The 13,333-nt window shown below is 73.5% G+C and carries 11 protein-coding genes and 1 pseudogene; 9 read left to right on the forward strand and 3 right to left on the reverse strand.

Going from position 1 to position 13,333, the window contains the following annotated elements; all coding sequences use genetic code 11:
• Window positions 1–25: 25 nt before the first annotated feature.
• Window positions 26–593 (reverse strand): annotated as a pseudogene (locus ACGF7U_RS00245) (YbjQ family protein).
• A gap of 23 nt (window positions 594–616) precedes the next feature.
• Window positions 617–1,300, reverse strand: coding sequence for a S1 family peptidase (locus ACGF7U_RS00250; protein ID WP_393101900.1), 684 nt, complete (start codon window positions 1,298–1,300; stop codon window positions 617–619).
• Between the two features lie 415 nt (window positions 1,301–1,715).
• Here ACGF7U_RS00250 and purS point away from each other — a divergent pair, with 415 nt between their 5' ends.
• From purS to ACGF7U_RS00270, 4 genes are all read left to right on the forward strand, one after another.
• Complete coding sequence (purS, locus tag ACGF7U_RS00255; RefSeq protein ID WP_030332194.1) at window positions 1,716–1,979, forward strand: phosphoribosylformylglycinamidine synthase subunit PurS; 264 nt, start codon at window positions 1,716–1,718, stop codon at window positions 1,977–1,979.
• A complete protein-coding gene (gene purQ / locus ACGF7U_RS00260) occupies window positions 1,976–2,659 on the forward strand; it encodes a phosphoribosylformylglycinamidine synthase subunit PurQ (protein WP_393101901.1) in 684 nt (227 codons plus the stop codon). The genes purS and purQ overlap by 4 nt, the downstream gene beginning before the upstream one ends.
• A 70-nt stretch (window positions 2,660–2,729) precedes the next feature.
• Window positions 2,730–5,498 (forward strand): phosphoribosylformylglycinamidine synthase subunit PurL, encoded by a 2,769-nt coding sequence (gene purL, locus ACGF7U_RS00265; RefSeq protein ID WP_393101902.1) that lies wholly within the window; start codon window positions 2,730–2,732, stop codon window positions 5,496–5,498.
• A gap of 4 nt (window positions 5,499–5,502) precedes the next feature.
• Window positions 5,503–6,258 carry a 2-phosphosulfolactate phosphatase gene (locus tag ACGF7U_RS00270; protein ID WP_393101903.1) on the forward strand — a complete coding sequence of 252 codons (756 nt, stop codon included), beginning with the start codon at window positions 5,503–5,505 and terminating at the stop codon, window positions 6,256–6,258.
• Between the two features lie 110 nt (window positions 6,259–6,368).
• Here ACGF7U_RS00270 and ACGF7U_RS00275 read toward each other — a convergent pair whose 3' ends face one another.
• Complete coding sequence (locus ACGF7U_RS00275; protein WP_393101904.1) at window positions 6,369–8,282, reverse strand: hypothetical protein; 1,914 nt, start codon at window positions 8,280–8,282, stop codon at window positions 6,369–6,371.
• A 160-nt stretch (window positions 8,283–8,442) separates the two neighbouring features.
• Between ACGF7U_RS00275 and ACGF7U_RS00280 the strand changes: the two genes are divergently transcribed.
• The 5 genes from ACGF7U_RS00280 to amcA all read left to right on the forward strand — a co-directional run bounded on the left by ACGF7U_RS00280 (window position 8,443) and on the right by amcA (window position 13,202).
• Window positions 8,443–8,796 (forward strand): sterol carrier family protein, encoded by a 354-nt coding sequence (locus ACGF7U_RS00280; RefSeq protein WP_393101905.1) that lies wholly within the window; start codon window positions 8,443–8,445, stop codon window positions 8,794–8,796.
• Between the two features lie 170 nt (window positions 8,797–8,966).
• Window positions 8,967–10,508: an amidophosphoribosyltransferase gene (purF, locus tag ACGF7U_RS00285; RefSeq protein WP_393101906.1), complete on the forward strand. Its 1,542-nt coding sequence runs from the start codon at window positions 8,967–8,969 to the stop codon at window positions 10,506–10,508.
• 59 nt (window positions 10,509–10,567) lie between these two features.
• Window positions 10,568–11,722 (forward strand): phosphoribosylformylglycinamidine cyclo-ligase, encoded by a 1,155-nt coding sequence (purM, locus tag ACGF7U_RS00290; RefSeq protein ID WP_393101907.1) that lies wholly within the window; start codon window positions 10,568–10,570, stop codon window positions 11,720–11,722.
• Window positions 11,723–11,896: 174 nt separating this feature from the next.
• A complete protein-coding gene (amcB, locus tag ACGF7U_RS00295; RefSeq protein WP_393102867.1) occupies window positions 11,897–13,000 on the forward strand; it encodes a cyclophane-forming radical SAM peptide maturase AmcB in 1,104 nt (367 codons plus the stop codon).
• Window positions 12,969–13,202 (forward strand): multiple cyclophane-containing RiPP AmcA, encoded by a 234-nt coding sequence (amcA, locus tag ACGF7U_RS00300; protein ID WP_393101908.1) that lies wholly within the window; start codon window positions 12,969–12,971, stop codon window positions 13,200–13,202. The genes amcB and amcA overlap by 32 nt, the downstream gene beginning before the upstream one ends.
• Window positions 13,203–13,333: the final 131 nt, after the last annotated feature.

Raw genomic sequence — 13,333 nt, forward strand, 5'->3', positions numbered from 1 at the left:
GGGCCGCACCGGCGCCGGCGGGTGGTCAGGAGTCGCGGGTGGGGGTCTCCGCCGCCGTGCGGAGGTTGGGGGCGCTCGCCGGCTCGGCGATGCCGCCCGGGGTCTCGGCGAAGGCGGGGTCGTGGGCGGTCTCCGCGGCGACCAGCGGCTGGTCGGGCGGCATGACGTCCGGCATCTTGGGCACCACGATCACCGCCGTGCCGTACGCGCAGATTTCCATCCACATCTCGCCGCAGTCGCGGCTGTCGAAGCGCATGCCCACCACGGCGTTCGCGCCGAGGCGGCGGGCCTCCTCGCCGAGCCGGGCCACCGAGTCGGTGCGCCACCGGGTCAGGTTGTCCGGCGCCATCGGGTCGTACGCGCCGCCGCGCAGGTTCTTGACCCCCTCGCGGTACGGGTTCCGCGTCCTGGCCATCGATGACACCACTTCGCCCAGGATCTGGCGGATCTCGTACCCGGGTAGTTGCTCCGTCGTCACGACCAGCACGTTTCCGATGCTGTCAGGGTGAGCGCGCGCCCGATCGCGAGCCGTGTTCACCTGATCGGATGCTGCAAAACGGCGCGGCGCGGACGGCCGGCGCGTCGCCGACCATCCGCGCCGCCGGGGCGCTAACCGTCAGACACCGGCCGTCTGGGTGATCCAGGCCCGGTTGTACGCGACGCTGCCGTAGTTCTGGATGCTCTGGCCGTCGGCGGTCGAGGCGACGCCGACCTGGCGGCCGTTGTAGAACTGCGGGCCGCCCGAGTCGCCCCGCCACGCGTTGCCGTTGATCCGGGTGCTGCGGATCGCCTGGCCGCCGTACGCGTCGGTGGCGCTGTTGCTGGTCACCTGGACGGACGCGGTCTTGAGCTGGGTGGAGGCCGAGCAGCCGCTGTAGCAGGTCATGCCCCAGCCGTAGATCGAGTTGGTCGAGCCGATCGGCGGGTTGCTGCTGGCCAGCGTGACGTAGCTGGTGCTCACCGAGCTGGACAGGCGCAGCAGGGCCAGGTCGTAGCGGCTGTAGCTGGCGCTGACCGTGCGGGTGACGCCGCCGGAGGAGCGGTAGACGCTGCCGACCCGGACGGACATCGTGCCACTGACGCAGTGCCGGGCGGTGAGCACCCACTGCGCGGCGATGATCGTGCCGGAGCAGGTGAACGAGCCGTTGCTGAACACGGCGGCGGCCCACGGGGCGGACGAGACGGTGCTGCCGCCGATGATCGGCTGCGGGCCGGCCGGGGCGGCGACGGCGCCGGAGCTGGCACCGAGCAGGCCGGCCGCTGCGGTGGCCAGCACCGCGATCATGGATCGGATGCGCATGTGGGGCTCCTTCGGGGATGGGCCCGGGTTCACCGGGTCGAGCTGTCGGTCGGCGGGCGGGGGTGGCCCGGCGGCCGTGCACGTCCGATCGACGTACGACGATGTACGGTAGGGCCCCTGAGATGTCGTTCACAAGAGTGTCATCGAAATTCTTCGATTTACCTCGATGGTGCGCGGACTGCCGGGGGTGGCCCCGGGTGTCCGGCGGAGTGGGGCGAAACGGGCCGGTCGGCAACGGAACCGCATCGGGATCGCAACGAACCCGCATCGGTCTTCCGGCCCCCGCGCCGGGAATGTGGATCACTGCCTGAACTGCGTCCGGCCGGTGCGTCCAGGGCCGGATCTGCCAGGTAGGCTGGCTGCGCTCGCCCGTTGTGGGTCGGCACCCAACTGCGTACACAGTCAGGAGTGCCCAGTGCCTCGCGTCGTCGTCGACGTCATGCTCAAGCCCGAGATCCTCGATCCCCAGGGCCAGGCCGTCGCAAACGCGCTGCCCCGGCTCGGCGTCAGCGACGTCGCCTCGGTTCGGATCGGCAGGCGGATCGAGATCGAGTTCACCGGTGAACCGGACCTGGACCGGGCCCGGGAGATCGCCGACAAGCTGCTCGCCAACCCGGTCATCGAGGACTTCACCGTCCGCCTGGTCGAGGCCGACGAGACCGCGGACGCCCGCTCGTGACCGCCCGGGTCGGTGTGGTCACGTTCCCCGGTTCGCTGGACGACGGGGACGCGGCCCGGGCCGTCCGCATCTCGGGCGCCGAACCGGTCCGGCTCTGGCACGGTGACCCCCGGCTGCACGGGGTGGACGCCGTCGTCCTGCCCGGCGGTTTCTCCTACGGCGACTACCTGCGCTGCGGCGCCATCGCCCGGTTCGCCCCGGTGATGGAGACGATCGTCGACGCGGCCCGGGGCGGCCTGCCCGTGCTCGGCGTCTGTAACGGCTTCCAGATCCTCTGCGAGGCGCACCTGCTGCCCGGGGCCCTGACCCGCAACCAGCACCTGCACTTCCGCAACCGGGACCAGGTCCTGCGCATCGAGTCGGTCGGCACGGCGTGGACGAACGCGTTCCAGCCCGGCCAGGAGGTGCTGATCCCGGTCAAGAACGGCGAGGGCTGCTACGTCGCCGACACCGCGACGCTGGACCAGCTCGAAGCCGAGGGCCGGGTGGTCGCCCGCTACGTCGGCGGCAACCCCAACGGGTCGCAGCGCGACATCGCCGCGATCACGAACCCCGCCGGCAACGTGGTCGGCATCATGCCGCATCCCGAGCACGCGGTGGAGGCGCTCACCGGCCCCTCCCTGGACGGTCTCGGCTTCTTCACCTCGGTGCTCAAGCACCTGGTGGGGGCGCCGGCGTGACCGTGCGCGGCGGCATCACCGGTCGGCTCACCCGCCCTCCGGGCGGCCTTGAGCGCAGCGAGGAGAGATCATGACCACCCATCCGGACGAGGTACGGGAGACCCCGGAGGCATTCCCGGCCGCCCCGGCGCAGCCGGTGGAGCCGCGTCCGGCCGCCGTGGCGCCGCCGGCCGCGCCCACCGGGCCGGCGACCGCCGACTGGGCCGCGGGCGTGGACACGGTGCCGCACGCCGGGGACACCCCCGGTGAGCTGCAGCCGTACGCCGAGCTCGGGCTCCGCGACGACGAGTACGACCGGATCCGGCACATCCTCGGCCGCCGGCCCACCCAGGCCGAGCTGGCCATGTACTCGATCATGTGGAGCGAGCACTGCTCCTACAAGTCCAGCAAGGTGCACCTGCGCCAGTTCGGCGAGAAGGCCCCGCCGAGCGACCGGCTGCTCGCCGGCATCGGCGAGAACGCCGGTGTCGTGCAGGTCTCCGACGAGCTGGCGGTGACCTTCAAGGTCGAGTCGCACAACCACCCGAGCTTCGTCGAGCCCTACCAGGGCGCGGCGACCGGCGTCGGCGGCATCGTCCGGGACATCCTGGCCATGGGCGCCCGCCCGGTGGCGGTGATGGACCCGCTGCGCTTCGGCGCCGCCGACCACCCCGACACCGCCCGGGTGCTGCCCGGCGTCGTCGCCGGCGTGGGCGGCTACGGGAACTGCCTCGGCCTGCCGAACATCGGCGGCGAGGTCGTCTTCGACCCCTGCTACCAGGGCAACCCCCTGGTCAACGCGCTCTGCCTCGGCGTGCTGCCGGTCAACCGGCTGCAGAACAAGGCCGCCGCCGGGCCGGGCAACGTCGTGGTGCTGATGGGCGCCAAGACCGGCCGGGACGGCATCGGCGGCGTGTCGGTGCTGGCCAGCGCCACCTTCGACGAGGGCAGCGAGCAGCGCCGCCCGTCGGTGCAGGTCGGCGACCCGTTCATGGAGAAGCTGCTCATCGAGGCATGCCTGGAGCTCTACGACGCCCAGCTCGTCGTCGGCATCCAGGACCTCGGCGGCGCCGGCCTGACCTGCGCGCTGACCGAGACCGCCGCGGCGGCCGGCACCGGCATGCGGGTCTGGCTGGAGCGGGTGCCGCTGCGCGAGCCCTCGATGGAGCCGCACGAGATCCTGGCCAGCGAGTCCCAGGAGCGGATGCTGCTGGTCGTCGAGCCGGAGAAGCTCGACGCGGTGCTCAAGACCGCCGAGAAGTGGGGCGTCTGGGCCACCGCGATCGGCGAGGTCACCCCGCCGTCGCCGGACGGCCAGCCGGGCCGCCTGCTGATCACCTGGCGGGACCAGCTCGTGGTCGACGTGCCGCCGGGCTCGCTGGTCGACGACGGGCCGGTCTACGCCCGCCCGATGCGCGAGCCGGCCGACCTGATCCTGCTCCAGGCCGACCGGGCGGAGACGCTGCCCCGGCCGGCCGACCCGGAGGCGCTGCGCGAGACCGTGCTGCGCATGATCGCGTCGCCCAACCTGGCCGACAAGACCTGGGTCACGGAGCAGTACGACCGCTACGTGCTGGGCAACACCGTGCTCGCCCAGCCGGAGGACTCCGGTGTGATCCGGATCGACGAGCGGACCGGGCTCGGCGTGGCGCTGTCGGTCGACGGCAACGGCCGGTACGCGCGCCTCGACCCCTACCACGGCACCAGGCTCGCGCTGGCCGAGGCGTACCGGAACGTGGCGGTCACCGGCGCGAAGCCGATCGCGGTCACCAACTGCCTGAACTTCGGCTCGCCGGAGGACCCGGGCGTGATGTGGCAGTTCGCGGAGGCCGTCCGCGGCCTGGCCGACGGCTGCGCCGAGCTGGGCATCCCGGTGACCGGCGGCAACGTCAGCTTCTACAACCAGACCGGCGCGGCCGCCATCCACCCGACCCCGGTGGTCGGCGTGCTCGGCGTGCTGGACGACGTGGCCAACCGGGTGCCGATGGGCTTCGTGCCCCGGCCGGGTGGCGACCACGACCAACTCTTCCTGCTCGGCGAGACGCACGTGGAGCTCTCCGGCTCGGAGTGGGCCTGGGTCACCCACGAGCACCTCGGCGGCGTGCCCCCGCAGGTCGACCTGGCCCACGAGCGGCTGCTGGCGGACCTGCTGGCGGAGGCCGCCCGGGTCGGGCACCTCAGCTCCGCGCACGACCTCTCCGACGGCGGCCTCGCGCAGAGCCTGGTCGAGTCCTGCCTGCGGCGCGGGGTCGGCGCCCGGATCGCCGTGCCGGAGCGGTTCGCCGGCGGGTCCATGCCGTTCGTCTACCTGTTCAGCGAGTCCGCCGGGCGGGTCCTGGTCTCGGTGCCGCGCGGCCACGAGAAGGCGTTCACCGCCCTCTGCGCCGAGCGGGGCGTGCCGTTCGAGCTGATCGGCGTCACCGACCCGGCGGGCGGCGCGCTGGAGGTGCACGGCCAGTTCCGGATCGGCCTGGACGAGCTGCGCGCCGCGCACACCGCGACCCTGCCGCGCCTCTTCGGGGGCTCGGAGGTCGTCGAGGTGCCCGCGCCGGCCACCGGTGTGGCCGGTGCGGTCGAGGCCGTGCCGCTGCCCGCCGAGCGGGCCGAGGCGGCGCCGGTGGACCCGGCGGACGTCGCGGCCGAGCCGATCGCGTCGGCCGCGCCGGTCCCGTCCACAGGCGCCGTGGCGTCGGTGGATGTCGCAGCACCGGCGGGGCCGGAGCAGCCTGCGGGTCTCGAGCAGCCGGCGGCCGGGGCCACCGACGGTCCGACCGGGGCCGAGGCTCCGACCGAGGGCGGCGAGGCGTCCGCTCCCGACTCCGGTGACACCGAGCAGCCCTCCGCGCCCGACAAGCGCTGAGGCGTTGGCCGCGGCGGTCTACGGCCAACCCGGATCCGGCGCCCGGTTCGACTGGGGGCTGACCGGGGCGGCCGAGCTCGGCCGGGTCTGCGCGGTGCTGGTGGTGGTGGACGTGCTCTCGTTCACCACCGCCGTGGAGGTCGCCGTCGGGCGCGGCATGCGGGTGCACCCGTTCCCGTGGGGCGAACAGGCCGCCGACTACGCGCGGCGGGTCGGCGCGGTCGCCGCGGTGGGCCGCCGGCAGACGACCCCGGAACACCCGTGGTCGCTCTCACCGGCGGCGCTGAGCACCGCGCCGGTCGTCGCCGACCTCGTGCTGCCCTCGCCGAACGGCTCGGCGATCAGCGCCGCGGCCAGCGCCACCGGGCTGCCGGTGGTCGCCGCCTGCCTGCGCAACGCGCCCGCCGTCGGGCGCTGGCTGCGCCACCAGGGGTACGGCTCGACGGAAGCCCCGATCGGTGTGGTGGCCTCGGGCGAGCGCTGGCCGGACGGGTCGCTGCGGCCCTCGGTGGAGGACCAGCTCGGGGCGGCCAGCGTGCTGGACGCCCTCTCCGGTGTGACCGGCGGCCTCTCCGTCGAGGCGGCCATGGCGCTCGCCGCGCTCGCCAGCACTCCCGACGTCGCCGCCGCGGTACGCGGCAGCGTGTCCGGCCGCGAGCTGGTCGAGGGCGGCTTCGCCCAGGACGTGGAGATCGCGGTCCGGGTCGGCGTCTCGGACGTGGTCCCGGTGCTGCGCCAGGGCGTCTTCTCCGCCGCCTGAGCACCGCTCACGACGAGGGCCGTCTGACCACCGCTCACGACGAGGGCCGCCCGGGGGATCCCCGGACGGCCCTCGCCGTGCTGCTGTCGTCGGGCGCGCGGCCCGCGCGGTCAGTCGTCCAGCCAGTCCAGCCGGCGCCCGCCCCGGTCCTGCTGCGGCGGCGGGCCGTCCGGTCGGCCACGCCCGGCCTGCGGGTCGTCGTAGCCGCCCGGCTGGCCGTAGCCGCCACCCTGGCCGTAGCCGCGGTCGTCGTAGCCGCCGCGCTGCTGCGGGGGCTCCTGGCCGTAGCCGCCCTGCTGGCCGTACCCGCCCTGGTCGTACGAGGTGGGCTGGTCGTAGCCGCCCGGCTGGCCGTAGCCGCCGCGCGGCGCCGGCTCCTGGCCGTAGCCGCCCTGCTGGCCGTAGCCGGGGTCGTCGTAGCCGCCGCGCTGGTCGTAGCCGCCGGCCGGCTCCGCGCCCCGGCCGTACGGCGCGGGCTCGGACCGGCCGTAGCCCTGGCCCTGCTCCGGCTGGTAGACGCCGGTCGCGTACGGGTCGGCCGGAGCCGGGTACTGGGTGGCGTCGCCGGTGTAGCGGCCGGTCGGCTCGTCGTACCGGTCGCCGTAGCCCCGGGCACCCCCGGTTGCCGGCGGGTAGCCGGCGGCACCCGCGGCACCCGCGGCACCCGCGGCGCCTGCCGGCGCGCCGTAGTCGTGGCCGCCGTAGCCGCCGCCGGAGGCGGGCGCGTTGCTGCCGTAGCCGCCGCCCGAGGACGGCGCGTTGCCGTACCCGCCGGCGCCGTAGCCGCCCGCGCCGGCCGGCTCGTCGCCGTAGCCGTTGCCGGCCCAGCCCTGCCCGGCGCCCGCCGCGCCGTAGGGCTGCGGGGGCGCGCCGTACGGGTCCGGCGGCACGTCGTCGACCACGGGGCGGTGCATCATCGTCGGGGCGTCGCTGAGCGAGGTGCCGCCGACCATCGTCGGGTCCGGCCCCGCGCCGACCCGGTTGACCACCCGCGTCTGGTCGTCCGCGCCGGCGCCCCGGTACCCCCCACGACCCGCCGGGGCCGCGCCCGCCGCGGCGCCGGCGGGGGCGTCGGCCTCGTCGTCGTTGTCCTTGCGCCGCATCCACAGCAGCACGATGGTGCCCACACCGGCGGCGACGAGCAGGCCGCCGAGCAGGATGAACAGCCAGTTCCCCATGCCGCCGGAGTCCTCGTTGCTGGCGTTGGCCGCCGCGCCGGGGGTGGCCTCGGTGCTCTCCTCGGCGGTCTCGTCGAGGGCCTCGTCGGTGGGGAGGGGCTCCTCGCTGGCCGAGGGGGTGGCGCTCGGGGTCGTCTCGACCTTGATCGCCAGGGCGATGCGCTGGCCGGTGATGCTCTGACCCGCCGCCGCGTCGAAGCTCTTGGTGGCGTACACGTCGCCGACGCTGGCGCCGACGGCGAGCCGCCCCGGCGCGATCGGCTTCTCGCTGGTGCCGGTGAAGCGGAAGTTGCCGCTGTCGTCGCTGATCGTGTCGATCTTCTTGCCGGCGCCGTCCTGGAGCATCACCACGGCGTTCGGCACGGCCTTGCCGTTCGCCTGGATGACCACCTTGCCGGAGACCGACCGGACCGTCTGCGACTGGGTCGGGGACGGCTGTGCCTTGCCCCTGACGGTCAGCTGGAACGTCGCGGTGCCCGGACCGGACTCGGCCTCGGCCGCCACCGTCACGGTGACGTTCGCGTCGCCGGCGTTGTCGTTGGCCCTGATCCGCAGCAGTTGCGACTTCGGCCGGTCGTTGTTGAAGTCGACCTCCCCGCAGCCGCTGGCGCAGCTCACGCCGCCCGGGAGGCCGGCGAGGCTGATCCGGACCCTCTCGTCGCCGTCGCGGGGGGTCACCTGCACGGTGACGGCGGCGTCGCTGCCGGCGTTGACGGTGATCGAGCCGGGCGACACGCTGACGTCGGCGGCCAGGGCTGGTGTGGCGGGGACAGCGAGCACAGCGCCGACAACCAGCGCCACGACCACACCGGCCCGCTGCTTCCAGGCACGTCGGTGTGTTGACACGTCCACCGCCTTCCGGACTGACTTCCCTCGACCGGCGGGGCGCCGGGCCGGGGATCATCACGGTACGAATACGCCGTCGGCAACTATGCCTTGTCTGACCGGATCGGCGCGACCCAGGGCCAGCGTGAGCCACCGTGCGTTCGGGTCGTATCGTCCCGTCGTGTCCTCTCCGCACATTAAGTCCGCCGCGGTCGCGGCGGCGTTGTCGGCGCTCGACGAGGGGCGTACACCCGAACGGCCGGTCCTCCGGGAGGCGGTCCGTGCCCTGTTGGCCACCCTCGCGGAGCGCGCCCCCGGCCGATCGGTGGAGGTGCGTGTCCCACCTTACGGCGCAGTTCAGTGCATTCCCGGTCCCCGACACACCCGCGGCACCCCGCCGAACGTCGTGGAGATGGATCCGGCGACCTGGCTGGCGGTGGCCACCGGGCGGCTCGAATGGGCCGAGGCGATCACGCAGGGTCGCGTACAGGTGAGCGGAATTCGGGCGGATCTCTCCGCGCACCTGCCGCTCTAGCTGCGGCGACGGGCATCGACCGGTGACGTTCAGGAGCCAGATCGTGACTTTCTGTATCGACAGCGATTCGCGTACACTGTCAGGCGACGACAGTGGTCCCGGCCGAGGAGTGCGAATCCGCCCCCCGCGTGGTTCGCACGGCCGGTCCAGACCAGCATGAGGGAGCGCAGGTGCCCCGAGGCGACGGCCGGCTGAGCCACGACCTTGACCCCCAACGACCAGGCCCGCAGGACGCGTGTGGCGTCTTCGGCGTGTGGGCGCCGGGGGAGGAGGTCGCCAACCTGACCTACTTCGGGCTCTACGCCCTCCAGCACCGCGGCCAGGAGGCCGCCGGCATCGCGGTCAGCGACGGCTCCGGCGTGGTGGTCTACAAGGACCTCGGCCTGGTCGCGCAGGTCTTCGACGAGCCGACCCTGGCCAGCCTGCGCGGGCACGTGGCGATCGGCCACGCCCGCTACTCCACGACCGGCGGCTCGACCTGGGAGAACGCCCAGCCGACCATCCGCTCCACCACCTCCGGCACCACCATCGCGCTGGCGCACAACGGCAACCTGGTCAACACGGCCGAGCTCCAGCGCGAGGTCACCGAGCGGGGCCTGGTCGCCGACGGCTCGACCAACGACACCTCCCTGGTGACGATGCTGCTGGCCAGCCGCCCCGACCTGTCGGTGGAGGCGGCCGCGCTGGAGGTGCTGCCGCAGCTGCGCGGCGCGTTCAGCTTCGTGTTCATGGACGAGTCGACCCTCTACGCGGCCCGCGACCCGCACGGTGTGCGCCCGCTGGTGCTGGGCCGGCTGGAGCGCGGCTGGGTGGTGGCCAGCGAGACCGCCGCCCTGGACATCGTCGGCGCGAGCGTGGTCCGCGAGGTCGAGCCCGGCGAGCTGATCGCGATCGACGAGGACGGCCTGCGCTCCAGCCGGTTCGCCGCCCCGGAGCCCAAGGGCTGCCTCTTCGAGTACGTCTACATCGCCCGGCCGGACGCCACCATCGCCGGCCGCAACGTGCACTCCGCGCGGGTGCAGATCGGCCGCCAGCTGGCCAAGGAGCACCCGGTCGAGGCCGACCTGGTCATCCCGGTGCCGGAGTCCGGCACCCCGGCCGCCATCGGCTACGCGGAGGAGTCCGGCATCACCTACGGCGCCGGCCTGATGAAGAACCCGTACGTCGGGCGCACCTTCATCCAGCCGTCGCAGACCCTGCGCCAGCTCGGCATCCGGCTGAAGCTCAACCCGCTGCGGGAGAACGTCCGGGGCAAGCGGCTGGTCGTGGTCGACGACTCGATCGTGCGCGGCAACACCCAGCGGGCGATCGTGCGGATGCTGCGCGAGGCCGGCGCGCTGGAGGTGCACGTACGCATCTCCTCGCCGCCGGTCCGCTGGCCCTGCTTCTACGGCATCGACTTCGCCACCCGCGCCGAGCTGCTGGCCAACGGGCTGGACAACGAGGGCATCCGGCGGTCGATCGGGGCGGACACGCTCGGCTACGTCTCGCTCTCCGGGCTGATCGCCGCCACCGAGCAGCCGAAGACCCGGCTGTGCCGCGCGTGCTTCGACGGGGAATACCCGATCGACCTGCCCGCCGGCAACCTGATCGGCAAGCACGTGCTCGAGGGGGTGGGCCGGCGGGTCGCCGCCGGGGCGCCCGACAACCCGGAGCACACCACCCCTCCGCTCGTCGCCACTCCGGGCGGCGTGACCACACACCGCCCGTAGCACCACCCGGCGCGGCCGGTCACCACCGGCGCGGCGCCAGAACCACAAAGGGGAGAACCGTGACGCACGTGTCCGAGCGCAGCGGCGCAGGAAGCAGCCCGACCGGCGCCGGCGGCGACCGCCAGCCCTGGACGGCCGGGGCCGGCCGCCAGGCGCGCAAACGCTCGGTCTCGTACGCGGACGCCGGCGTCTCGATCGAGGCGGGCGACCGGGCTGTCGAGCTGCTCAAGTCGAAGGTGAAGCAGACCCGGCGCCCGGAGGTGATGGGCGACCTCGGTGGCTTCGCCGGCCTGTTCCGGCTGGACACGAAGAAGTACAAGAACCCGATCCTGGCCTCGTCCACCGACGGCGTCGGCACCAAGCTGGTGATCGCGCAGCAGATGGACATCCACGACACGGTCGGCATCGACCTGGTCGCGATGGTCGTCGACGACCTGGTCGCCTGCGGCGCCGAGCCGCTGTTCCTGCTCGACTACATCGCCACCGGCGAGGTCGTGCCGGACAAGGTCGCCGAGATCGGCGCGGGCATCGCCGACGGCTGCCGGTACGCCGGCTGCGCCCTGCTGGGCGGCGAGACCGCCGAGCACCCCGGCGTGCTCCGCCCGGACGAGTACGACATCTCCGCGACCGGCGTCGGCGTGGTGGAGGAGGCCGACATCCTCAGCCCGGAGCGGGTCGAGGTCGGCGATGTGGTCATCGCGATGCGCTCCTCGGGCCTGCACTCCAACGGCTACTCCCTGGTGCGGCACGTGCTGCTGGGCGCGGGCCGGATGCGGCTCGACGTGGTGATCGACGACTTCGGCCGGCAGCGCACGCTCGGCGAGGAACTGCTCACCCCGACCAAGATCTACGCGCAGGACTGCCTCAAGCTGATCGCCGAGGCCGAGGTGCGGTCCATCGCCCACGTCACCGGCGGCGGCATCCCCGGCAACCTGGTCCGGGTGCTGCCCGAGCACGTCGACGCGGTGGTCAACCGCTCCACCTGGAAGCCGCAGCCGATCTTCGACCTGATCCAGTCCAAGGGGCGGATCGAGGACCCGGAGATGGAGGCGACCTTCAACATGGGCGTCGGCATGTTCGCGATCGTCTCCGCCGAGGACGCCGACCGCGCGCTGGCCACCCTGACCGGCCGCGGCGTCGACGCGTGGCAGGCCGGCGAGATCATCGAGGGCTCCGGCAACGTGCAGATGATCGGGCAGCACACCCGGGGATGATCACGCTCCGGTGATCGTACGGGCACCTGATCAGGGCTTCACCCGAGTGGCCGTCGCCGCCTAGCCTGAAGGGCACCCTCAAAAGCTGTCGGGGCAACCCCCTCACCGGGGTTCCCGACAGCCCTTCAGGCGCGAAGGAGGGCAATGGCTGCTCGGGGACAGTCGTTCAGCGGGATGCGTGGCCTGGCCGCCGTCCCCTCGTACGTCGTGATGCAGCCGACAACCCTGTGCAACCTGGACTGCGCGTACTGCTACCTGCCGTTCCGTGCCGCCGACCGGCGGATGCCGGTGTCGGTGGCGGAGGCGGTGGCCGAGTCGGTCAACCCGTGGGCCGCGGCGGGCCGGTTCTCCGTGGTGTGGCACGGCGGGGAGCCGCTCGCGGCCGGCCGGGAGCACCTGGCCGCGCTGCTCGCGCCCTTCGGGCCCGAGGTCGAGCACCACGTGCAGACCAACGCGACGCTGATCGACGACGCCTGGTGCGCGTTCTTCGCCGAGCACCGGGTGCGGGTGAGCGTGAGCGTCGACGGCCCGCGGGAGCGCAACGCCGACCGGGTCACCCGGGCAGGCGGGCCGGCGTACGACCGGATCGTGCGCGGGGTGGCGGCGCTGCGCCGGCACGGGCTGCCGTTCTCCGCGCTCGCGGTGGTGGGTCGCCCCGAGCCGGGCCTCGCCACGGAGCTGTACGACTACTTCCTCGGCCTCGGGTGTGACGTGCTCGGCATCAACATCGAGGAGACCGAGGGGGTCAACCTCCGCGACAACTCCCACGACGCCCGGGCGGTGACCGCGTTCTGGGCGGAACTGGTGGCGGCCTGGCGCCGGGATCCCCGGATCCACCTGCGTGAGGTCGAGTGGTCGTTGCGGTACGCCGCCGCCGTGCTGGACGGCACCGCCGACGACCTGCTGCCCCGGCGGCTGGACCCGATCCCGACCGTCGGGCACGACGGCTCGGTGACGGTGCTCTCGCCCGAGCTGGCCGGCTTCACCGACGTCCGGTACGGCGACTTCAGCAGCGGCAACGTGTTGACCGCCCCGCTGGCCGAGATCCTGGCCGGAGCGGACCGGACGCCCTGGGTCGGCGAGTTCCTCGCCGGGGTCGAGGCGTGCCGTTCGTCCTGCCCCTACTTCGGTTTCTGCGGCGGTGGCCACGCGGCCAACCGTTACTTCGAGCTGGGGCGTTTCGACGGTACGGAGACCGCGCACTGCCGCAACAGCAAGATCCACCTACTGGAGGGAGTGTTGGAGCATGCCCGAGACCACCAGTCACCGGCAGCCTGAGCGCGGGGCGGACGCCGCCGCGGACGTCGCCGATCGGGTGCGGGACGCCGCGCCGGGACTCACCGCGCTGCTCCACGAGGCGGAGGCCGCGCGGCGACTGCGGGCGGAGGTGGCGGGCGGCGACGGCGCGAGCGCCGTCTGCGCCTGGAACCACTTCGAGAACATCCCGACGTTCTACAACTGGAACAACCGCCCTCGCTGAGGGCGCACCGCGATCAGGGACCTGCCGAGCAGCCGGAGTCGCCTCCGGGACGGCATGGTCCCTGATCGTCGGTTTCGGCGCCGCTTCAGATGGGCACATGCGTGAGCACGCGGGGGATTACCGCGTGCTCA

The organism is Micromonospora sp. NPDC047670 (assembly GCF_043204915.1).
Taxonomy (GTDB): domain Bacteria; phylum Actinomycetota; class Actinomycetes; order Mycobacteriales; family Micromonosporaceae; genus Micromonospora.